Origin of the sequence: Paraburkholderia aromaticivorans (assembly GCF_002278075.1) — a bacterium.
GTDB classification, from domain to species: domain Bacteria; phylum Pseudomonadota; class Gammaproteobacteria; order Burkholderiales; family Burkholderiaceae; genus Paraburkholderia; species Paraburkholderia aromaticivorans.
This window is the reverse complement of the sequence record NZ_CP022990.1, coordinates 753,721-775,152: the sequence shown is the minus strand read 5'-3', so window position 1 is coordinate 775,152 and position 21,432 is coordinate 753,721. Positions and strand designations below refer to the sequence as shown.

18 protein-coding genes are annotated in these 21,432 nt (G+C 63.2%); 11 read left to right on the top strand and 7 right to left on the bottom strand.

The window, feature by feature from the left end; genetic code table 11:
- Positions 1 to 98: 98 nt before the first annotated feature.
- The gene (locus CJU94_RS23185) at positions 99 to 578 is read left to right on the top strand and encodes a nuclear transport factor 2 family protein (protein ID WP_095421019.1); all 480 of its coding nucleotides are present in this window, start codon (positions 99 to 101) and stop codon (positions 576 to 578) included.
- 109 nt (positions 579 to 687) lie between these two features.
- The gene (locus tag CJU94_RS23180; protein ID WP_095421018.1) at positions 688 to 1,566 is read left to right on the top strand and encodes a 2OG-Fe(II) oxygenase; all 879 of its coding nucleotides are present in this window, start codon (positions 688 to 690) and stop codon (positions 1,564 to 1,566) included.
- Between the two features lie 84 nt (positions 1,567 to 1,650).
- Here CJU94_RS23180 and CJU94_RS23175 read toward each other — a convergent pair whose 3' ends face one another.
- The 3 genes from CJU94_RS23175 to CJU94_RS23165 all read right to left on the bottom strand — a co-directional run bounded on the left by CJU94_RS23175 (position 1,651) and on the right by CJU94_RS23165 (position 4,913).
- The gene (locus tag CJU94_RS23175; RefSeq protein WP_095421017.1) at positions 1,651 to 2,085 is read right to left on the bottom strand and encodes a GNAT family N-acetyltransferase; all 435 of its coding nucleotides are present in this window, start codon (positions 2,083 to 2,085) and stop codon (positions 1,651 to 1,653) included.
- A gap of 37 nt (positions 2,086 to 2,122) precedes the next feature.
- A complete protein-coding gene (locus CJU94_RS23170; protein ID WP_095421016.1) occupies positions 2,123 to 3,562 on the bottom strand; it encodes an MFS transporter in 1,440 nt (479 codons plus the stop codon).
- Positions 3,563 to 4,031: 469 nt separating this feature from the next.
- Entirely contained in the window at positions 4,032 to 4,913 is an 882-nt protein-coding gene (locus tag CJU94_RS23165) for an isocitrate lyase/PEP mutase family protein (RefSeq protein ID WP_095421015.1), read from the bottom strand.
- A 204-nt stretch (positions 4,914 to 5,117) separates the two neighbouring features.
- On the opposite strand from CJU94_RS23165, the gene prpR reads away from it, so the two are divergent.
- The 5 genes from prpR (at position 5,118) to CJU94_RS23135 (ending at position 12,006) form a co-directional block, all read left to right on the top strand.
- Positions 5,118 to 7,109, top strand: coding sequence for a propionate catabolism operon regulatory protein PrpR (gene prpR, locus CJU94_RS23160; protein ID WP_095422755.1), 1,992 nt, complete (start codon positions 5,118 to 5,120; stop codon positions 7,107 to 7,109).
- Positions 7,110 to 7,234: 125 nt separating this feature from the next.
- Entirely contained in the window at positions 7,235 to 7,798 is a 564-nt protein-coding gene (gene ahpC / locus CJU94_RS23155; RefSeq protein ID WP_095421014.1) for an alkyl hydroperoxide reductase subunit C, read from the top strand.
- A 160-nt stretch (positions 7,799 to 7,958) separates the two neighbouring features.
- The gene (ahpF, locus tag CJU94_RS23150; RefSeq protein WP_095421013.1) at positions 7,959 to 9,551 is read left to right on the top strand and encodes an alkyl hydroperoxide reductase subunit F; all 1,593 of its coding nucleotides are present in this window, start codon (positions 7,959 to 7,961) and stop codon (positions 9,549 to 9,551) included.
- A 286-nt stretch (positions 9,552 to 9,837) separates the two neighbouring features.
- Positions 9,838 to 10,377, top strand: coding sequence for a hypothetical protein (locus CJU94_RS23140; protein ID WP_244221059.1), 540 nt, complete (start codon positions 9,838 to 9,840; stop codon positions 10,375 to 10,377).
- 474 nt (positions 10,378 to 10,851) lie between these two features.
- Positions 10,852 to 12,006, top strand: a complete 1,155-nt coding sequence (locus CJU94_RS23135; protein WP_095421011.1) for an alkane 1-monooxygenase — start codon at positions 10,852 to 10,854, stop codon at positions 12,004 to 12,006.
- Positions 12,007 to 12,089: 83 nt separating this feature from the next.
- On the opposite strand, the gene CJU94_RS23130 is transcribed toward CJU94_RS23135, so the two are convergent.
- A complete protein-coding gene (locus CJU94_RS23130; protein ID WP_095421010.1) occupies positions 12,090 to 12,503 on the bottom strand; it encodes a DoxX family protein in 414 nt (137 codons plus the stop codon).
- Positions 12,504 to 12,632: 129 nt separating this feature from the next.
- Entirely contained in the window at positions 12,633 to 13,358 is a 726-nt protein-coding gene (locus tag CJU94_RS23125) for a pirin family protein (protein WP_095421009.1), read from the bottom strand.
- Between the two features lie 130 nt (positions 13,359 to 13,488).
- Between CJU94_RS23125 and CJU94_RS23120 the strand changes: the two genes are divergently transcribed.
- Positions 13,489 to 14,379, top strand: coding sequence for a LysR family transcriptional regulator (locus CJU94_RS23120; protein ID WP_095421008.1), 891 nt, complete (start codon positions 13,489 to 13,491; stop codon positions 14,377 to 14,379).
- A gap of 177 nt (positions 14,380 to 14,556) precedes the next feature.
- On the opposite strand, the gene CJU94_RS23115 is transcribed toward CJU94_RS23120, so the two are convergent.
- Complete coding sequence (locus tag CJU94_RS23115; protein WP_095421007.1) at positions 14,557 to 15,573, bottom strand: 1-aminocyclopropane-1-carboxylate deaminase; 1,017 nt, start codon at positions 15,571 to 15,573, stop codon at positions 14,557 to 14,559.
- A gap of 625 nt (positions 15,574 to 16,198) precedes the next feature.
- Here CJU94_RS23115 and CJU94_RS23110 point away from each other — a divergent pair.
- Entirely contained in the window at positions 16,199 to 17,095 is an 897-nt protein-coding gene (locus tag CJU94_RS23110) for a MipA/OmpV family protein (RefSeq protein WP_095421006.1), read from the top strand.
- Between the two features lie 246 nt (positions 17,096 to 17,341).
- The gene (gene katE, locus CJU94_RS23105) at positions 17,342 to 19,465 is read left to right on the top strand and encodes a catalase HPII (RefSeq protein WP_095421005.1); all 2,124 of its coding nucleotides are present in this window, start codon (positions 17,342 to 17,344) and stop codon (positions 19,463 to 19,465) included.
- 58 nt (positions 19,466 to 19,523) lie between these two features.
- Here katE and treF read toward each other — a convergent pair whose 3' ends face one another.
- On the bottom strand, positions 19,524 to 21,224 hold the full coding sequence (treF, locus tag CJU94_RS23100; protein WP_244221058.1) for an alpha,alpha-trehalase TreF: 1,701 nt from the start codon (positions 21,222 to 21,224) through the stop codon (positions 19,524 to 19,526).
- On the opposite strand from treF, the gene CJU94_RS41870 reads away from it, so the two are divergent.
- Positions 21,208 to 21,390, top strand: coding sequence for a hypothetical protein (locus tag CJU94_RS41870; RefSeq protein ID WP_244221057.1), 183 nt, complete (start codon positions 21,208 to 21,210; stop codon positions 21,388 to 21,390). The two genes, treF and CJU94_RS41870, sit on opposite strands and share 17 nt — an antisense overlap.
- Positions 21,391 to 21,432: the final 42 nt, after the last annotated feature.

Genomic DNA, 21,432 nt, shown 5'->3' with positions numbered 1-21,432 from the left:
CGTTTTCCGATATCGTGTGCGGCGTGGCCCTCGCCGACTTTTCGCGGGGTGGCTTTCCGGATCGCTTTCATCACCAGGCAACGCACGACATCAGAACAATGAGCCATCCCAACACCGAGCTGATCCAACGTTTCTACACGGCGTTTCAGCAGCGCGACGCCGAGACCATGGCGGCCTGTTACGCCGACGACGTCGTCTTCAGCGACCCCGTGTTCGGCGAGCTGCACGGCGACGAAGCGCGCGACATGTGGCGCATGCTGGTGGCGCGCGCGCAGGACTTCTCGCTGACATTCGAGGGCGTCGAAGCGGATGATCTTCGCGGCCGCGCGCGCTGGGTGGCCCGTTATCTTTTCAGTCAGACCGGCCACGCGGTGGTCAACCGCATCGAGGCCCGTTTCGTGTTCCGCGACGGCCGCATCGTCGAACACCGCGACCGCTTCGATTTGTGGAGTTGGACGCGTCAGGCATTGGGCCTGAAGGGAACGCTGCTCGGCTGGTCGCCGCTCGTGCAGCGCGCCATCCGCGCGCAGGCGAGAAAGGGCCTCGACCTCTACCGGCGCCGGCACCCGCGCGCCTGAGCCGCAAGCCGCCGTGATGCGCCAGCAGCCGTGACGCACAGGATTGCGCCCTTGCTATCATTCAGCCACGCGATACTGTATTTCTTCAAGCGGACCAACGAGGAACGTTATGCCAGTAGTGGATGTCGCATGGGAAGAGTGGCTGAGCAGCAACGTGGCGCGCGGCTGCAGTCCGGATTCGATGATCGACGCCATGGTGCAGGCCGGTTTCGCCGACGAGGCCGCGCGCGCGGCCGTGCACAGGACCTTCGGCCAGAACCCGGCGAATCCGGCCTTTGCCGCGGCAGTCGCGACCGAGGCGGCGCTCGCCAAAGCCGCGCCGCAAACCTACCAGTACGACGATCCGCCCGTTGCGCGCGGCAATGTGATCCGGGCATACGATCGTGACGTGCGTGTATTGATGCGCTGCGAGCGTCCGCAGGTGATCGTGTTCGGCGACGTGCTGTCGCCGGACGAATGCGCCGAGATGATCGAACGCTCGCGGCATCGGTTGAAACGCTCCACCACCGTGAATCCGGACACCGGCAAGGAAGACGTGATCCGCAACCGCACCAGCGAAGGGATCTGGTATCAGCGCGGTGAAGATCCGTTCATCGAGCGCATGGACCGGCGCATTTCGAGTCTGATGAATTGGCCGGTCGAAAACGGCGAAGGGCTGCAGATTCTGCACTACGGCACGACCGGCGAATACCGGCCGCATTTCGACTATTTCCCGCCCGGCCAACCCGGCAGCGCAGTGCATACCGCACAGGGCGGCCAGCGCGTGGCCACGCTGGTGATCTATCTGAACGACGTGCCCGACGGCGGCGAAACGATTTTCCCGGAAGCGGGCATGTCGGTCGCGGCAAGGCAGGGCGGCGCGGTGTATTTCCGTTATATGAATGGCCAGCGTCAACTCGATCCGTTGACCTTGCACGGCGGTGCGCCGGTGCTCGCGGGCGACAAATGGATCATGACGAAGTGGATGCGCGAGCGCGCGTACGGCTGACTCGGGCGCGCGCCACGCAGCCGTCTGAGCGGCGGTGGCGGTTGGCCCTCCGGCAGGTTATTTCGTGGTTCGCCCGCGCCGTGTTCAAGCTGTCTTGTAGACGTCCGGGTTATGCAACTCCATATAGCGTTCCGGATTCGCGAGCTCCTTGAAGCCGTGCGGCGCGTATACGTGATGCGCGTCCGTCGTCACCAGCACGATTCTGCGCAAACGCTGGAGCGAAGGGCTGGCGAAGACGTGCCTCATCAACGTGGTTGCATATCCCTTGCCGCGATAGTCGGGCAACACGAATACGTCGCACAGGTATGCGAAGGTCGCCTCGTCCGTGATCAGGCGCGCGAACGCGACCTGCCGGCCGCCGATATAGCCGCCGAAACATAGCGATCCCGCGACGGCCCGCTCGAACGTATCGCGCGGCATGCCCTTGGCCCACGCGGTTTCCCGCGACAGGAACGTGTAGACCGTCTCCATCTCGAGATCGGCCTTGTTGCTTGAAATCGTCAACTCGTGTGATTGCACTCCGTATCTCCGCCTGTTCTGTGAAAGCGTCCCGCCGTCAACCCTTCGCCGGATCCTCGCTGCCGCGCGACCCGCCGCCTATGCTCTGTCCGGCATTGCGTGCGAGTCCCATGTAACCCGTCACGGACACCAGCGTCACCACGCCCGCGAACAGAAACGCGAGACGGAAATCGTCGAGCGTGAAGACGCGACCCGTGGTCTCGCCGTTGAAGAAGGCCGCGGCACGCAGCGACACGGCGCCGAACGCGATGCCCAGGCCGATCGTCATCTGCGCCGCCGCGCTCCACAGCGTGCTGGCCGCGCTCATCTGCGGTTGCGCGACGTCGGCATAGGCCAGCGTGGCGAGCGTGGAGAATTGCATCGAACGCGCCACGCCGTAGACGAATACGACGAACAGCACCAGCGCGAGCGGCACGTTGGGCGTGAGCAGCCCGCACGCGATGATGAACACGCCGGCCACCGTCACATCGACAATCGAGACCATGCGGAAACCGTAACGCTGCAGGATGCGCGTGGTCAGCGCCTTCATGCCGAGGTTGCCGAGCGCGCTCGCGAGCAGCAACAGCCCCGACTTGAACGCCGACAAGCCGAAGCCCACCTGAAAGAGCAGCGGCATCAGATAGGGCACCGCGCCGATGCCGATGCGCGTGAACGAGCCCGTCACCACCGTCACGGAGAAGGTCGGGATCTTCAGCGTCGACACATCGACGAGCGGATGCGGATGGCGCTTCGCGTGCTGGAACGCCACCACGCCCATCAGCAAGCCGCCGAGAATGATCGCGCCGGCAAGCCACGGATTCTCGCCGGGCTGGCTCGCCAGTTCCGCGCCGTACAGAATCGCGGTCAACGTCGCGCCGCTCAGCAGCAGGCCGACCACGTCGAGCGGCTTGCGTTCGCTGCCGCGCAGGTTCGGCACCAGCGCGAGCGCAACGGCCATCGCAGCGAGCCCGAACGGCACGTTGAGCAGGAAGATCCAGCGCCACGACGCGTAGGTCGTGATGAAACCGCCGATCGGCGGGCCGACCACGGGCGCGGCAATCGCCGGCCACGTGATGGTCGAGATCGCCTGCATCATGCGGCTTTTTTCGGTGCTGCGGACCACGATCAGGCGGCCCACCGGCACCATCATCGCGCCGCCCATGCCTTGCAGGAGACGGGCGGCGGTGAACTCGACCACGTTCTGCGAGAGGCCGCATAACACCGAGGCCACGGTGAACACGCCGATTGCGCTGAAGAACACCGTGCGTGAGCCGCAGCGGTCGGCGACCCAGCCGCTTGCCGGAATGAAGATCGCCAGCGCCAGCATGTAGGCCGTCATGCCGAGACTGAGACTGTTGGGACCGACGCCGAACGAGTGAGCCATCTGCGGCAACGCGGTGGCGATCACGGTGGTGTCGAGGTACTCCATGAAGAAGGTGGCCGCGACGATATACGGCAACCAGCCGACATGCGCGTAGCGTGTATCGGTGCCGCTCATTGGGCTGTCCCCGACACGCTGCGTGCAGTGTGGTGCGAACGCTCGAGGACGCGAGTGCCGTGAGCGTGCCGGCGCGTTGGGCGCGGTGGTTTGGCCTTCATGTGCTTGCGACTACCTTTCGAAAACGTGTTGACGGCATCCGGACGAGGCGCACGGGCGACGCGCGCGGCCGCGATTGACGCGCCGGCGCGGCCATCCACGACGGCACGCGAGCGCTAGCCCTGAATCCTAACGCAATAAATCGCGCCACACCGGCGACCCAAGCCATCGCCGCGCGCGAGCGAGGCGCGCACGCGGCGAAGACTGCCGCCGCGCGCAACGCAGGCTGAACCGGCGGGACCCGGCCGCGCGTGCGCACCCAGGCCGACCGGCCAGCGCTGCCGCACGACGCGGTTCGGCGCACGTGGCGTGCCTGCAAGCCGGCATGCCCGTTCGCCTGTTGCCGCAAACACTGTTTTCTACGCGCCGCTCAATCCTTCGCGGCGTACTCGCGGTCCAGCTTGTCGTACAGCGGCTTGTTGACGAGCCGCTGACGTTCGCTGAAGGGCGCGACGAGCGTGGCGTCCTCGTCGAGGCGGCCGTTGCTCTTGAGCGTGCCGAGCGCGCGTTGCATGCCGAGCACCGCGCCTTGCAGCGCTGCGTTCGCGTACAGCACGATGCCGTAGCCAAGCTTGGCGAGCGCCTCGCGCGACTGCACCGGCGTCTTGCCGCCGATCACGATATTGATCAGTTGCGGCTTGTCGAACAGCGACGGCAGACGTTCGATATCGGCGAGCGATTCGGTCGCTTCGATAAACAGAATGTCGGCGCCGGCTTCGATGAACCGATGGCCGCGCTCGATCGCGTCCTCGATGCCGTAGACCGCGGCCGCGTCGGTGCGCGCCATGATCTGCAGATTGCCGTCCTCGCGGGCATCCACCGCCGCGCGGATCTTGCCGACCATCTCGCTCGCGCTGACCACTTCCTTGCCGGAAAAGTGGCCGCATTTCTTCGGCATGATCTGGTCTTCGAACTGGATCACGTCGGCGCCGCTGCGCTCGAGCACGCGCACTGTCTGGCGCACGTTCAGCGCATTGCCGAAGCCGGTGTCGGCGTCGACGATCAGCGGCAGCGCGACCGCGTCGCGAATCCGCGCCGTATGTTCGGCGACTTCGGCAAGGCCGATGAAACCGAGGTCGGGCAGGCCGAGCGACATATTGGTGACGCCCGCGCCCGTGATGTAGATCGCCTCGAAGCCGGCGTCCTCGATCACGCGGGCGCTCATCGCGTTGAACGCGCCGGGCACGAGCAGGCCCTGGCGTTCGTTGACTTTGGCGCGGAAGGCGGCGCGGCGGGTAGCGGAAGTGGTCATGACGGTATGTCTCCAGAAAGAAAAAGCGGATATAAGACGCGGACGGTGTTTTGCAGGAACCGTGCCATTCGACGTCGCCGGCGATTTGTCTTGGGCAATCAATGGGTTAGATACTAGGCGACGGCTCGGCGATTCGTGGCACAATGGCGTCTGTGTTCCGTGGAACGTTTCACGGAACGTTTCAATGTAGAGCGGAGTGCTGCCGTGTCCACGTTCACGTCGTCCTTTGCACGTCCCGATCCGGGTCGCCCAGGCGTTGCATTGGTGAGTATCAGCCGGTTGCAGTCGCTTTGCGAGACTGTCGCGCCGCGCTATGCCGGGCGCGCAAAATTCTTTTCGGTTCGGGAGGGCTACGGGGCGGCCGTCGCCGCCTTGCAGGCTTATGTGGACGCGGGCTCGGTCGACGTCGTGCTGGCCGCCGGCTCGAACGGCGCTTACCTGCGCGACAACCTGAACGTGCCGGTGGTGATGGTCAAGGTGAACGGCTTCGACGTGCTGAGCGCGATCACCCGGGCCACGACCACGTGGCCCAACGCGCAGATCGGCCTCGTGCTGCACGAAACGATCTCGCACGAACTGGCCGACTTGAGCGCGTGGTTGAAAGTCGGCCTGAAGCAGCGCGCCTATCGTTCGATCGACGAAGTGCGGCTCGCGGTCGACAGCCTCGCCGCCGAAGGCTGCAGCGTCATCATCGGGCCCGGCATGGCCTGCGATTTCGCCCAGCAGGCCGGCCTCGCGAGCGTGTTCCTGTACTCGCTCGGCGCGGTTGAAGAAGCGTTCGAGCGCTCGGTCGAACTGGCGCGCGTGAGCCGTCAGAAGGAGTCGAAGCGCGTGCGCCTGAACACGATCGTGGCGCATCTGCGCGACGGCGTCGCCGCTTTCGACGAGGCCGGCCAGGTCGAAGCCGTCAACCCGGCCATGCTCGAACTGCTCGGTCTGGACCGCGAGCAGGACGTGCCCGCGCAGGTCGAGCGCGCCGTCGGACCGCTGCTGCGCGAAACGCTCGAACACGACCTGCCGATCGAGGAGCGCATCGAGCAGATCGGCGGCCGGGCGTTGATCGTCAACTGCGTGCCGATCGTGGAGCAGGGCGCGCGCTCGGGCTCCGTGGTGACGCTGCAGGACGCGCTGGTTGCCCAGCGCATCGACCGGTCGCTGCGGACCAGCCAGCGGCCGAAACACCTCGTCGCGCGGCATCAACTGGACGATCTGATCGGCGACTCGGCGGCGCTTGGCCGCGTGCGGCGGCTGGCGCGCGCAGGCGCGGCGCACGACGCCACCGTGCTTCTCACCGGCGAAAGCGGCACCGGCAAGGAACTGGTCGCCCAGGGCATTCACAATGCGAGCCGGCGGCGCGGCAATCCGTTCGTCGCGTTCAATTGCGCGGCGTTGCCCGAGGGGCTGATCGAGAGCGAACTGTTCGGCCACGAAGAAGGCGCGTTCACCGGCGCGCGGCGAGGCGGTAAGCCCGGCCTCTTCGAGATCGCCCACACCGGGACGATCTTCCTCGATGAAATCGGTGAGATGCCGCCGGCGCTGCAAAGTCGGCTGCTGCGGGTCCTGCAGGAGCGCGAGGTGATGAAACTCGGCTCGGGACGCGCCACGCCGGTCGACGTGCGAGTGATCGCCGCCACGCACCGCGACCTGCACGCGCTGGTCGAGCAGGGCGCGTTTCGCGCGGATTTGTATTTTCGTCTGAATCTGCTTCAGATAGAATTGCCGCCGCTGCGCGAGCGGCGTGAAGATGTCCCGCAACTGGCGCGACACTTGTTAAGCCGCAGCGCGCTCCAATATGGGCTGTCGGCGGCCGCGCTCGAGCGGGTGCTGACGTTTCTCGCCCCGCTGTTCGAACGCTATGCGTGGCCCGGCAATGTGCGGGAGCTGGACAATCTGCTCACGCGCGCCGCGATCTATCCCGGCGAAGCCGCTCAGGATTGGGCGGCGGTGTTTCCGGAGTTCGGTCGCATGACGCAGGCGGTGGCCGGCGAGGCGAGCGCGAACGGCTCGAGGGAGCCGGGCGGTGCAAGCGGCTCGAACCCCAGCGGCAAAACCGTCCCGGCCCGCACGAGTGCGACCCGCGAGGACGTTCTGCGGGCCCTCGAACAGGTCGGCGGTAACCGCGCCGCGGCGAGCCGGGCGCTGGGAATCGGCCGCACGACCCTGTGGCGGCTCATGAAAGACGAGCCCACGGCATAATAGCCGCCGAGCAGCTCGGCATAGTGTCAGACTATCGCCATCATTAAAACAATCCGCTTTACCTATTAAGCGCCGTCTGACATACTGACTCCACTTTCCAACCACTCAGAAAGAGGACTCAGCAAATGCCGATCATCAATAGTCAAGTCAAACCGTTCAAAGCACAGGCTTATCACAACGGCGATTTCGCGACCGTCACTGAAGAAAGCCTGAAGGGCAAGTGGTCGGTGTTCGTTTTCTACCCGGCTGACTTCACGTTTGTCTGCCCGACCGAACTGGGTGACCTGGCCGATCGCTACGCCGAATTCCAGAAGCTCGGCGTGGAAATCTACAGCGTGTCGACCGATACGCACTTCACGCACAAGGCATGGCACGACACGTCGGACACGATCCAGAAGATCAAGTACCCGATGCTGGCTGACCCGACGCTCGCTATCTCGCGCAACTTCGACGTGCTGATCGAAGAAGAAGGGCTGGCGCTGCGCGGCACGTTCGTGATCAACCCGGAAGGCGAAATCAAGGTAGCCGAAATTCACGACAACGGCATTGGCCGTGACGCCGGCGAACTGCTGCGCAAGGTGCAAGCTGCGCAATACATCGCGGCTCACCCGGGTGAAGTGTGCCCCGCCAAGTGGACGCCGGGCGCAGAAACGCTGACCCCGTCGCTCGATCTGATCGGCAAGATCTAAGGTCTCACGGCCTGTCGCAGTCGGCGCCTCGCGGCGCCACGGCGCTCTACCGTGCGGACCGCTTCTTACCGCGGTTCGCGCGTCCCCGGGCCGCACACGTCCTATCCGGATGCGTGCGGCGCCGGGAACCCAACACCCATCGTCACGGAATCGAATAGCCATGCTTGATGCCAATCTCAAGACTCAGTTGAAAACGTACCTCGAAAAGGTTAGCAGGCCTATCGAGATCGTCGCGTCGGTCGACGACAGCGCGAAATCGCAAGAGCTGCTGGCATTGCTGAACGATATCGCGACGTTGTCGGAGCGCGTCAACGTGATTGAGCGTCGCGGCGACGCCGAGCGCAAGCCGTCGTTTTCGATCGGCGAGCCGGGCAAGGAAACGGGCATCCGTTTCGCCGGCATTCCGATGGGTCATGAATTCACGTCGCTCGTCCTCGCGCTGTTGCAGGTCGGCGGCCATCCGGTCAAACTCGAAGACGCCGTGATCGAACAGATCCGCAATCTCGACGGCGACTATCAATTCGAAACGTATTTTTCGCTGTCATGCCAGAACTGCCCGGAAGTCGTCCAGGCCCTGAACGTGATGGCGCTGATCAACCCGCGCATCCGCCACGTGGCGATCGACGGCGCCCTGTTCCAGAACGAAGTCGAAGCGCGCCAGATCATGGCGGTACCGACCATGTTCATGAACGGTGAAGTGTTCGGCCAAGGCCGCAGCGGCGTGAAGGAAATCCTCGCGAAGCTCGACACCAACGCCGGTGCGCGTGCCGCGAAGGAGCTGGAAAAGAAGCCGGTGTTCGATACGCTGATCGTCGGCGGCGGCCCCGCGGGCGCGGCTGCGGCGATCTACTCGGCGCGCAAGGGCATCGCCACCGGCGTGGTGGCGGAGCGCTTCGGTGGTCAGGTGCTCGATACGCTGGCCATCGAGAACTTCGTCTCCGTGACGGAAACCGAAGGGCCGAAGTTCGCCACGGCGCTAGAACAGCACGTGAAGAGCTACGAAGTCGACATCATGGACGTGCAGCGCGCCGAAGCGCTGATCCCCGGCCGTATCAACGAGGTGCGTCTCGCGAACGGCGCCGTGCTGAAGGCGAAGACGATCATTCTGGCGACGGGCGCGCGCTGGCGCGAAATCAACGTGCCGGGTGAGCGCGAGTACCGCAATCACGGCGTGGCGTATTGCCCGCACTGCGATGGTCCGCTGTTCAAGGGCAAGCGCGTGGCGGTGATCGGCGGTGGCAACTCGGGCGTCGAAGCGGCAATCGACCTCGCGGGTATCGTGCGTGAAGTGACGCTGTTCGAGTTCGGCGCCGCGTTGCGTGCCGACGAAGTGCTGCAACGCAAGTTGCGCAGCCTCGCGAACGTGACCATCGTCACGCAGGCACAGACCACGGAAATCACCGGCGACGGCAAGAAGGTCAACGGCCTGGTTTACAAGGATCTGCGTTCGGGCGAAGTGAAGCAGGTCGAACTGGAAGGCGTGTTCGTGCAGATCGGTCTCGTGCCGAACACGGAATGGCTCAAGGGTACGCTCGAGTTGTCGAAGCACGGTGAGATCGTCGTCGATGCACGCGGTGCGACGTCGGTGCCGGGTGTATTCGCCGCCGGCGACGTGACCACGGTGCCGTTCAAGCAGATCGTGATCGCCGTGGGCGAGGGCGCGAAGGCATCGCTCTCGGCGTTCGATTACCTGATTCGCAATAGCGAAGAAGTGAAAGCCGTTAGCGAGGCTGAAGCCGAAGTAGCGGTTTGACGGAGTGGTGGGGAAAGTGGACGGCGGCCTTCGGGCCGCCGTTTTTGTTGGCGCTTGCGTTGCAGGCTGGCTATGCAAAGATTTTGATCCTGGTTGGCGCGCTTCTTTTTGGGGTGTACTTGTGGGAAAGCTCTTGTGACATCTCCCAATGGTTCTGCTTGAATGAGGCATTGTTGGTGTCAGATTGAGAATCTGACTTGTCTTCTGCCACTTGGTGGGATCATTTTGCATAGCGAACGAAATCGACCGGCGTAGAATGTGACCGATCCAGTTCCGTCGTTCGTCTATGTCGAAGTTTGAAATACAAGTACCTGATTCAGTCGAACACACCGCACACCGCTTTCAATCAATTGATTACCACGGCTCGACGTGGGATCTGAGCCACCTGGATTCTTTCGCCTTCAAATGTGACCTTGGCGCCCATTGCAAGGTGGTAGTGGTGGTGATGCTTTCCTGCCATTGTTTTTCGCGCAGCTTCGCCCGAGACGGAAGAGCGCGTGCGGAGATTCGAGACACTGAGATTTACGACGACGGCCGTGAGCAGCGAGTACTCGATCCGGCTCGCTACACGTTGTCAAAGCTCTTGTTAAGAAATCTCGTCATGACATTGTGCAATCGTCCGATTGTTATAGCGGATGAGCGGCAACCTAATTTTATGACCATGCAACAGGTGAACGTCGATGGGAAGGCGTCGTTATACGCGGTGTTTTTCGAGGTAGAAAAGAATAAGGCGAGACGGCACCGTCTTATCTTGAGAATTCAATCCGCTTATCTTCTCGAGCGGGAGCTGACCAAACGCCAGCGGCAGGCCGGAGGGTGGCCTTGAAGACCTTATTGCGTGCAACTTACGCAGGCCGGAAGATCCATCGATAGACGCGAGGGAGCGTGACAAAAAGACCAACGGCTGCCTTGCGGCAACCGTTGTATGCGGGATTCTCTTTTTGCCTTACGGCAAATTTTCCACTCCTGGTGGAACCCGGTTGCCCGGGCGGCGCTACGTTTTTCGCACCCGCTCGTACGTAGTTTTGAAAGCTGATTATATGGATTGGCCCTGGAAGGGGCAAGCGGCTTTCCGCAGCGCGTGCTGCCCTCAGACACCCGTTTCATTCACCCGCTACGCTCCCACTCCGCGCGCCTCTTTACCGCCCCGCGCGTTTGGAGACTCTCCCCTGGCCAATTCCCTGGCTATCCCGCTCGCCAGGCCATATAAATCTGGGAGTCGGGCAAAGTCCCGCCGACCCGTGCGTGCGCCATGCCGCCGCGCACGGACCTCGGGCGACATAAAACAAGGAGGGAGACAATGGCGACATCGCAAGCGGCGCCCGCGCGGTGGGTCGACAGCAAGCGCTATTGGTGGCTGCTAGGCGCGCTCACGATCACCTTGCCGCTGCACGCCGCGAATCTGGCGCTGCACACTGGTTGGCATATCTTCTGGTGGTTCGGGCCGATTTTCGTGTTCGGCATCATCCCGGTACTCGACTTTCTGATCGGCGACGACCCCAGCAATCCGCCCGAAGAGATCGTCCCCACACTCGAAAGAGAGCGCTATTACCGGCGCGTTGTGTATCTCGCCACATTCATCGAGTATGTGTCGTTTTTCGGCGCGCTATGGATCGTGGGCACACATGCGCTGGCGTGGTACGACTACCTGGGTTTCGCGCTCTCGCTCTGCGCGGCGACCGGCGTGTCGATCAACACGGCGCACGAACTCGGCCACAAGACGGACCGCTTCGAGCGATGGCTCGCCAAGATCACGCTCGCGCCGGTCGCTTACGGGCACTTCTTCGTCGAACACAATCGCGGGCACCATGTGCGTGTGGCCACGCCGCAGGACCCCGCCAGCGCGCGCTACGGCGAATCGTTCTGGGCCTTTCTGCCGCGCACGGTAGCGGGCAGCATCGCGTCCGCGTGGCGGCTCGAAAAACATCGCCTCGCGCGTCTGGGCAAGTCGCCGTGGACGTGGCGCAACGAGGTCCTGCATTCGTGGGCCATGACCGTGATGCTGTGGGGCGCGATGATCGCGCTATTCGGCAAAACGGTGATTCCGTTCCTGCTGATTCAGGCGGTGTACGGTGCGTCCTTGCTCGAAGTGGTCAATTATCTGGAGCACTACGGACTCGGCCGCAAGCAGCTCGCGAACGGCCGTTACGAGCGTTGCCGGCCGCAGCATTCGTGGAACAGCAACCGTATCGTGACCAATCTGTTTCTGTACCAGTTGCAGCGTCACGCCGATCATCACGCGAATCCGACGCGTTCGTTTCAGGCGCTGCGCCATTTCGACGGCGCGCCGCAATTGCCGTCGGGCTACGCCACGATGATCATGCTCGCGTACGTGCCGCCGCTATGGTTCCGCGTGATGAATCCCCGCGTGGTCGCGCACTATCGAGGCGACATGGCGCAGGCGAATATCCGGCCGGCGATTCGCGAGCGCGTGCTCGCGCAGTTTGCCGGCTAGCGCGAAGGGTTCGATGCAGGCAAAAAAGCCGCCCGGCTTCGACCGGGCGGCTCTTGTTCCAACGTAGCGCACGAGGCGCGGCTTCAGCGCCTGTCGATGGAATATTTCCCTGCACCGGTTACGCACAGCAATAGCAGTCCGCCGATGATGCTGATGTTCTTGTAGAAGTGAATCATATTGTCATACTGCATTGCGCCGGTCATATTCCAGTAATGGTGGCCGATGACCGCGGTGCCGAGCGTATAGACCGCGAGCAGCAGGGCAAGCGGCCGCGTAAAGAAACCGACCAGCAGCGCAATGCCCACCACCAGTTCCATCACCACGGCGATCACCGCCGACAACGCGGGTACCGGCGCGCCGCTCGACGTCATATAAGCGACGGTGCCGGAAAAGCCGGTGAGCTTGGACCAGCCAAACATGATGAACAGGACCATCAACAGGACACGGGCGACGAGGATGACCGCGTCTTTCTGGTTTTCCAATAACGTATAGCGCATGATTTTCTCTCACAGGATAAGAAGAGCGGGGCCCGCCGGTGTGTTCCGGCGAGTGCCACTCCGATTCTGAACCCTCAGGCCGTCAGCCTGCCAGGCCATTCGAACGGCGATTCGTTCAAGCCGAGCCGTCTAGGCCCACAACGCCGACGTTTCGATGTCGCGCAGGTCGAACACCAGCACTTCAGCGTCATGACCTTGCGTGAAGGTTAGCGCTTCTTCGCCGCGCACACGCGCACCGTCGCCTTCCTTGAACTCGACACCGTTCACGTTCACGCTGCCACGCGCCACGTGCACATACGCATAGCGATTGCTGGCCAGTTCGAGCCGCGCGGTTTCGTCGCCGTCGAAGAGACCGGCGTAGACCCGCGCGTCCTGCTGCAGCACCAGCGAATCGTTCGCGCCGTCCGGCGAGAGCACGAGGCGTAACACACCGCGCTTCTGGTCCGCGCCGAAGTGACGCTGCTGATACCGCGGCGCCGTACCCATTTGCCCCGGCGCGATCCAGATTTGCAGGAAGTGCACCGGTTCGCTCTTCGAATGGTTGTATTCGCTGTGCGCGACGCCGGTTCCCGCGCTCATCAACTGGATGTCGCCAGGCACGATCACCGAACCGGTGCCCATCGTGTCCTTGTGTTCCAGCGCGCCTTCCAGCACATACGAGAAGATTTCCATGTCGCGGTGCGGATGCTTGCCGAAACCTTGCGCCGGCGCGACACGGTCGTCGTTGATGACGAGCAGGTCGGAGAAGCCGTTCTGCTTCGGATCGTGATAGTTCGCGAACGAAAACGTGTGACGCGAGCTGAGCCAGCCGTGCTCCGCGCGGCCGCGTTGATTGGCGTGTCTGATTTCAAGCATCGTTTTCTCCTTGGGTTGGGCGATCCGGCCAGATGGTGGCCCGCGATCCATGAATGAGAGTGTAGGTCAATCCGGATGGTTATAATCGCCTTGTAAATGGAAACACTGTCAATGTGGAGTGGACAATACGATGCAACTTGACGACATGCGGATTTTCGTCGCCACGGTCGACGCCCGTAACTTCACGGCGGCGGCCAACCGGCTGTCGCTGTCCAAACAGTTCGTCAGCCGGCGGGTGATGGCGTTGGAAGAGGCGCTCGGCGTGCAACTGCTGATCCGCAATACGCGCAAGTTGGCGGTAACCGCGCTCGGGCAGGAGTTTTACGAGCGCGCCAAACGCATTCTCGGCGAGGTCGAGGACGCCGAGCAGGCCATGTCGCTGCGGCGGGCCGGGCCGCGCGGCCTGTTACGCGTGAGCGCGCCGATGTCGTTCGGCATGGCGCATCTGTCGCCGCTCGTGGCGATGTTCCTGCGCGAGCACGCGGACGTGCGCTTCGAGATGGATCTGAGCGACCGCACCGTCGACGTCGTGGGCGAGGGCTTCGACATGGCGATCCGCATCGGCACTTTGGCCGATTCCACGCTGATCGCGCAAAAGCTCGTGGACATCAGGGTGGTGGCGTGCTGCAGTCCGGGCTATCTGCGCCGCCGCGGCGCACCGGCGGTGCCCGGCGATCTGGCGCGTCATTCGTGTCTGCTGTATGGCCATGGCGGGGCGGTGAACTGGGAGTTCGTCGTGGATGGTGTGACGAAGGGCGTCGAGGTACACGGTCCATTGCGCGCCAACAATGGCGAACTGGTGCGCGATGCGGCCGTGGCGGGCCTCGGGATTGTTCGGCTTCCTGATTTTATCGTCGCGGACGCGCTGAAGACCGGTCAGCTCGTACCGGTGCTCGAAGAGTTTCTGCCTACTGCGACGAGCGTCTACGCCGTTTATCCGCAGCACCGGCAAAGCTCCCTCACGATCCGGGCGTTCGCGGAGTTCTTGAGAGAGCATTTGAGGAAGCGCTTGAGCGCGTAAAGCCTTGTTTGACCGCGTGCTTGTCAGCCGGGGGCGGTGATCCGGTGCAATCGCACGAGTAAAGCGCACGAGTAAAGCGCACGAGTAAAGCGCACGAGTAAAGCGCACGAGTAAAGCAGCGACCGGCTGGACAGGCGCCGGTCGCTGCTTGCCGGTGCTGGCCGCCGGTCGGAGCGTTCAGCCGTCTCGGAAGATAAAGCTGTAGCCGTTCAACGCCGGCACCCCGCCGAGGTGCGCATACAGCACGCGCGAGCCTTCCGGAAATTCGCCGTTGCGCACCATTTCGATCATGCCGTGCATCGATTTGCCTTCGTAGACGGGATCGGTCAGCATGCCCTCCGTGCGCGCGCACAAGCGGATCGCTTCCAGCGTGCCTTCGTTCGGCAATCCGTATTCCGGACCCGCGAAGCGCTCGTCGAGCACCACGTCGGCCCGCGTGATATCGCGCTCCAGGCCGACTTTCTCCGCGGTCTGTCTCGCGATGCGGGTGATCTGCTCGCGCGTCTGCGCGGGTTTGGCCGAAGCGTCGACGCCGATCACGCGATCGGCGCGGCCGTCAGCGGCGAAGCCCACCACCATGCCGGCCTGCGTGCTGCCGGTCACGGAACACACGACGACATAGTCGAACTTGAAGCCCAATTCGGCTTCCTGCGCCCGCACCTCCTCCGCGAAGCCGACGAAACCCAGGCCGCCGAGCGGGTGATCCGAGCAGCCTGCCGGAATCGCATACGGCTTGCCGCCGGCCGCCCGCACGCTTTCCAGCGCATCCTCCCAGCTCCTGCGAAAACCGATGTCGAAGCCGTCGGGCACGAGGCGAACATCGGCGCCGAGAATGCGCGACATCTGGATGTTGCCGACGCGGTCGTAGACTGCGTCCGAATAGTTGACCCAGTTCTCCTGCACCAGCACGCACTTCATGCCCAGATGAGCCGCCACGGCCGCCACCTGGCGCGTCTGGTTCGACTGAATGCCGCCGATCGACACGAGCGTGTCGCAACCCTGAGCAAGCGCTTCAGGGATCAGATATTCGAGCTTGCGTGTCTTGTTGCCACCGAACGCCAGGCCGCTGTTGCAGTCTTCGCGTTTCGCATACAGATGCACTTTGCCGCCGAGGTGCTTGCTCAGACGCGCTAGCGGTTGGATTGGCGTCGGCCCGAAAGTCAGCGGGTAACGAGGGAATCGTTGCAGGTTCATGGCAGCTCCTTGATCGGTAAATGAGACGCGAACAGCATCCGTTCGCGGTATAGAAATGGTAGGCAAATGCACTGGAAATGTGCTTGCGAAAAAATTTCGCTAGACATAATTTTGAAAATAGGTAGGGCAATTCGAATTAACAAAGGATTGGTAAAAATGGTTATGGATGCAACAAAAATTCGTGACGACCCAAGTCGGACTGCGGTTGCCCTTACCCTTGCCGTTGCAGTGCCGGCAGGTCCGCTGCAACCGATCGAGCGCCTCGATCGGGCGATCTCGAGGCGGTTGAAAGCCGGCGCGTCAGTTGCACATGTCTCGCTCGCGGCCACGGTCAAGCCGGCCGCGCCGGCGCAATCCGAACCTACGCTCCACTGCTCGGGCCCGCATTTTGCAAAGATGCATCCATCGGCAAATCTTTCGCACCGGTCTGGTTAGACAAATGTCCGTCTGACGGACCATCGGCCGCGTGCAAGTCGTGTGTTTTGCCGGACAGCGCGTGCCGTTCGCTGAAAAAGTTACATGCCGCACCTGACAGAGCGGCGGCCGCCCGGGGCCGTTTTTATCCATTGCGGGCCTTGGGCGAACCCATAACCCTCCTCGCGACATGCGAGATCGGAGAATTCTGGTGTTCAACAGCCGTAGAAAGCGGGGCGGCAGGCTCCGCAATAAACAAACAGGCATCGCGGCGACTTCTCTCGTCGCCGCGACTATTGGCGGTGTCGCCGTGCTACCGGGGTCGGTCTCGGCTCAGACACCGTCGCCGCTCGGCGAATGGCAATATTCGGTCGGTATTCCGCTGCAGAAGATGTGGCAGCCGAATATCCCGGACTGGCAGGTGCGCCTCGGCATGGCGACGTCGTTCCAGCCGCGCTATGAAGGATCCGACCGGTATCACCTGATGACCGGTCCGAGCGTGGACGTGCGCTACAAGGATCTGTTCTTCCTGTCGAGCGGCGAGGGTTTCGGTGTCAACTTCGCACAAGGCCCGAACTGGCGCGCGAGTCTTGCGGCCGTCTACGATCTTGGACGGCGCGGCCATGACGACCCGCAGGAACTGAACGGCCTCGGCAATATCAATCCCGCGCCGGGCATCAAACTGGCCGGCGAATATGTGATCTCGAAGGATTTCCCGCTGGTGCTGCGTGCGGACGTGAGACGCTATTTCGGCGGCTCGAATGGCTGGATCGGCGATTTCGGCGCGTATATGCCGATGCCGGGCAGCACCAACAAGTTCTTCTGGTTCGCCGGCCCGAATGTGTCGCTCGCGGACTCCACCTACATGAATAGCTGGTTCGGCGTGAATCAGAGTCAGGCGGCCCATTCGCAGTATTCGCAATACCACGCCAGCGCGGGCTTCAAGTCAGTGGGTTTCGGCGTCAGCGCGGTGTGGCTGTTCGACAAGCACTGGTTCGCCACCGCGGACGGCGCTTTCGAACAATTGGTGGGAAGCGCGGGCAATAGTCCGGTCACGCATCGCAAGGCCAACGGCGTAGCCGATATTTCCATCAACTACCGCTTCTGATACAGCGTCTGCGCGTCGGCAGTCGATGGCCGGCGGCGCGCGAATTGCGCGCGCCGCATGGCTCGCCCGCATGCTTACCCTTTCGGCATTAGGCATTAGGCATTAGGCATTAGGCATTAGGCATTCGGCATGCGCGGTCGAGCCGTTCGCTGCCTCGGCGCGCAGGTACACCGTTTGCTCCCTTGTTTCGGTGCGTCAGCCCGGAGTTCCCCGCCGGCACGCCCCGAACGCAAGGAGCAGATTCCCATGGCAGGTAAAACGAACGCACAGAAGCCCGCAGCGAAAAACGCGCAGGCGAATGGTCCCGAATCGGATCCGAAATCGAAGGATCTCGAACAGTTTCGAGTCAGTCCGGAAGGTGAGGCGCTAAGAACCAATCAGGGCGTCAAGATCTCCGACAACCAGAATACCCTGCGCGCAGGTCCCCGCGGCCCTTCGCTGCTTGAAGATTTCATCATGCGTGAGAAGATCACGCACTTCGACCATGAGCGTATTCCCGAGCGTATCGTGCATGCGCGCGGCTCGGCGGCGCATGGCGTGTTTCAGGTGTACGAGTCCATGCGCGAGTACACCAAAGCCGCGTTTCTGCAGGACCCGGCTGTGCAAACGCCGGTCTATGTGCGCTTTTCGACGGTGCAAGGTCCGCGCGGCTCCGCCGACACGGTGCGCGACGTGCGCGGCTTCGCCGTGAAGTTCTACACCCAGGAAGGCAATTACGATCTGGTCGGCAACAACATGCCGGTGTTCTTCATTCAGGACGCCATCAAGTTTCCCGACTTCGTGCATGCGGTCAAACCGGAAGCGCCGAACGAAATGCCGACGGGCGGATCCGCGCACGACACCTTCTGGGACTTCGTCTCGCTGGTGCCCGAATCCGCGCACATGGTGCTGTGGACCATGTCGGACCGCGCGATCCCGCGCAGCCTGCGCACCATGGAAGGCTTCGGCATTCACACGTTCCGCTTCGTGAATGCCCAAGGCAAAGGCCGCTTCGTCAAATTTCACTGGCGCCCGGTGCTGGGTTCGTACTCGCTGCTATGGGATGAAGCGCAGAAGCTGGCCGGCAAAGATCCGGACTTCCATCGGCGCGATCTGTGGGAGTCGATCGAACGAGGCGATTTTCCGGAGTTCGAACTCGGTGTGCAAATCGTTGAAGAAGCGGATGAACACAAGTTCGACTTCGACCTGCTCGATCCGACCAAGCTGATTCCCGAAGAACTCGTGCCCGTGAAGATCATCGGCAAGATGACGCTCAATCGCAATCCTGACAATTTCTTCGCCGAAACTGAACAGGTGGCGTTTCATCCGGGCCATGTGGTGCCGGGTATCGACTTCTCGAACGACCCGCTTTTGCAAGGGCGTTTGTTCTCTTACACGGACACGCAGATCAGCCGCCTGGGCGGCCCGAACTTCCACGAAATCCCCATCAACCGGCCCGTGTGCCCGTTCAACAACAACCAGCGTGACGCGATGCACCGGCAGACGATCCATGTAGGCCAGGCTTCGTACGAGCCGAATTCGCTGAGCGGCGGCTGGCCGAAGGAAACCCCTCCGGCGCCTGCCGATGGCGGCTTCGAGAGCTATCAGGAGCGTGTGGAAGGCACCAAGATCCGCGTGCGCAGCGAATCGTTCGCCGATCACTTTTCGCAGGCCGCGCTGTTTTACAACAGCATGTCGCAGCCCGAAAAGGACCATATCGCCGCGGCTTATCAGTTCGAACTCGGCAAGGTGACGAAGCCGGAGATCCGTGCGCGCGTGGTCAACGAGATTCTCGCCAACTTCGATGCGGGGCTCGCGGCGCAGGTGGCCGAAGGACTGGGTTTGCCGGCGCCGAAGAAAGGCACGGCAAAGTTGTCCGGTCCCAAGGAATCGCCGGCGCTGAGTCTTCTTAACCGGGTGAAGCCCGGCATCAAGACCCGCAAGATCGCCTTGCTGGCCGCCCCCGGTTCGGATGGCGCCGCCATCAGGAAGCTTCAGCAGACGCTGCAAGGCGAGGGCGCGGCGCCGATGCTGATCGCCCCGACGCTTGCCGCGATCGACGGCATGGCGCCGGACGCGACGATCGCCGGATTGCCGTCGATCATGTTCGACGCGGTGATCGTGGTGGGAGGCGGCGAGGGCGCGAAGACGCTGGCGCAATCAGGCGACGCGCGGCATTTCGTGCTGGAGGCGTTCAAGCATCTGAAGGCGATTGCGGCGATCGGCGCGGGCCGCGACGTGCTCGCCGCCGCGCACTTGCCGGACAATGCCGACGGCGTGGCAACCGGCGACGACAAGCAGGCCGCCGAAGTGCTGAAGGCCTTTATCAAGGCGGCTGGGCAGCATCGCGTGTGGTCGCGTGCCGGGCAGGCCGAGACCGTGCCGGCGTAAGGCGTCTCGCGAGTGGTGCGAAACCCTGGCTGGCGCGAACCGGCCAGGGTTGTCGATGCTACGGGTTCACCCGCGCGCCGTTTAGCCGGTGCGTGTTCTTAGGCGCGGCGGCAGCGGCGGACGCGGCTGCCGACACGCCCGCCGGACCTTCGGGAATATCGCCGGGGCGTGAGGTCCGCACCGCTTGCGGATACAGCACCAGCAACGCCCGCAGCACGCCGTTGGTCCAGCCGAACCCGTCTTGCAACGGATATTCGCCGCCGCCCGCGGAGACGCCCGGCGTCGCCGCATCGATATCGTATTTCTCGACGAGCTTACCCGTGTGCTGGTAGTACGAAACATTGGTTCTGATCCAACGCGTCGCGATGGTGTGCGCAAGCGCCGGTTCGCTGTAGCGCCGCAGGCCGATCACGGCCAGATATTGCAGCGGCGCCCAACCGTTCGGCGCGTCCCATTGCTGGCCGCTCGCCACCTGCGTCGTAGCGAGCCCGCCGGGGCGCAGCAATTCGCGCTGCACGGTGGCGGCGACAAGCTTCGCCTGCTGACCACTGGCTACGCCCGTATACAACGGATACACCGTCGCGGCTGTGAGTCTGTGTGTCAGCGTGTGATGCACGAAATCGTAGTCGCCGAATGCCTGCAACTGTGGGTCCCACAATACGCGGCGAATGGTTTCGGCGCGGGTGGCGGCGCGCTGCTCCATATTTTCCGCATGCGTGCGGTCGCCGCGCAGACGATAGGCCTTCGCGAGGGTGCGCTCCAGATCGGCCAGCAGGCAGTTCAGATCGACGGGCACGAGCGAGGTCACGTCCACGGTGGCGAGCGTCTTGCCGTCCGCGAACCAGCGCGAGCTGAAATCCCAGCCGGTTTCACCGCCCGCGCGCAGATTGCGCCAGAGGTCCGCGGGATCGCGTTGCGGGGTCTGCTGCGCGGTCAGCACGTCTTCGCGATACGACTCGTCGCGCGGCGTCGCGCGTTCGTCCCAATAGCGGTTGAGCAGGGTGCCGTCCGGCAGGCGCACCACATGCCGGCTCGCATGGCCTGCGGCAAGGCCTTCGCTGCCGTCCATCCAGTACGCGTACTCGCGCTGCAACTCGGGCAGATATTGCGCATAGACGGCGTCGCCGTCCCGATCGGCCACGAGGCGCACCATCTGCGCGAAGAACGGCGGCTGCGAGCGGCTGAGATAGTAGGTGCGATTGCCGTTCGGAATATGGCCGTACCGGTCGATCAGTGTCGCGAAGTTCTTCAGTTCGTCGACGACCAGTGCATGCCGGCCACTCTGCTCGAGGCCGAGCATGATGAAGTACGAGTCCCAATAGTAGATCTCGTCGAATCGGTCGCCCGGCACGATATACGCGTACGGCAGCGGCAGCAGCGAGGACCACGGGCTCGCTGCCGCATCCGGCTCGCGGCGCAGCACGTTCCAGAGCGTATCGATATGGCCGACCACGTCCTGGTTCGAATCGGAGACGTAGGCCTTCGCCGTGCGCGCGGGCAGCGTGAAGTTGTGTTTCACGAAGTCGGCGAGACTGAAGTTGCGCTGCTGCTTCGCGTTTTCGTAAGCGGCGGCGAGCTGCGCGGGCGGACTGAGCGGCACCATGTCCGCGAAGGTTTTGCTGTCCGGATAGAGATGCGCGAGTTGCACGTCGCGATAGAGCGTGGGGTACTGCTCGGACGGCGCAATGGGCACGACGGGCGAAGCCTGCGTGGGCGGCTCGACATGCACCGCCGCGGCCACGATGCCACCGTGTGCCACGGGCGGACCGGAAACCGGCGCCGCGCTGCTTGCCGATGCATGGCAGACGAGCGCCGCGGCGAAGAGGGTACGCAAAGACGCGCGCGAGAGTGCGATGAAGTGGTGGGAGGGCATCGGCTACCGGATAAAAGTGGGCGGCGATCGAACGATCGAAGGCGCGGATTGACATTCCTCGCACGATTGACCCGGGTCAGCCACGCAAAGTTGC

Coding starts and splice junctions, on each gene's coding strand:
- CJU94_RS23140 (WP_244221059.1), top strand. CDS start 9,838: ATGTCGAAGTTTGAAATACAAGTACCTGATTCAGTCGAACACACCGCA.
- CJU94_RS23130 (WP_095421010.1), bottom strand. CDS start 12,503: ATGCGCTATACGTTATTGGAAAACCAGAAAGACGCGGTCATCCTCGTC.
- CJU94_RS23185 (WP_095421019.1), top strand. CDS start 99: ATGAGCCATCCCAACACCGAGCTGATCCAACGTTTCTACACGGCGTTT.
- CJU94_RS41870 (WP_244221057.1), top strand. CDS start 21,208: ATGCCACCGTGTGCCACGGGCGGACCGGAAACCGGCGCCGCGCTGCTT.
- CJU94_RS23135 (WP_095421011.1), top strand. CDS start 10,852: ATGGCGACATCGCAAGCGGCGCCCGCGCGGTGGGTCGACAGCAAGCGC.
- CJU94_RS23170 (WP_095421016.1), bottom strand. CDS start 3,562: ATGAGCGGCACCGATACACGCTACGCGCATGTCGGCTGGTTGCCGTAT.
- CJU94_RS23180 (WP_095421018.1), top strand. CDS start 688: ATGCCAGTAGTGGATGTCGCATGGGAAGAGTGGCTGAGCAGCAACGTG.
- CJU94_RS23120 (WP_095421008.1), top strand. CDS start 13,489: ATGCAACTTGACGACATGCGGATTTTCGTCGCCACGGTCGACGCCCGT.
- ahpF (WP_095421013.1), top strand. CDS start 7,959: ATGCTTGATGCCAATCTCAAGACTCAGTTGAAAACGTACCTCGAAAAG.
- CJU94_RS23125 (WP_095421009.1), bottom strand. CDS start 13,358: ATGCTTGAAATCAGACACGCCAATCAACGCGGCCGCGCGGAGCACGGC.
- CJU94_RS23115 (WP_095421007.1), bottom strand. CDS start 15,573: ATGAACCTGCAACGATTCCCTCGTTACCCGCTGACTTTCGGGCCGACG.
- ahpC (WP_095421014.1), top strand. CDS start 7,235: ATGCCGATCATCAATAGTCAAGTCAAACCGTTCAAAGCACAGGCTTAT.
- CJU94_RS23165 (WP_095421015.1), bottom strand. CDS start 4,913: ATGACCACTTCCGCTACCCGCCGCGCCGCCTTCCGCGCCAAAGTCAAC.
- katE (WP_095421005.1), top strand. CDS start 17,342: ATGGCAGGTAAAACGAACGCACAGAAGCCCGCAGCGAAAAACGCGCAG.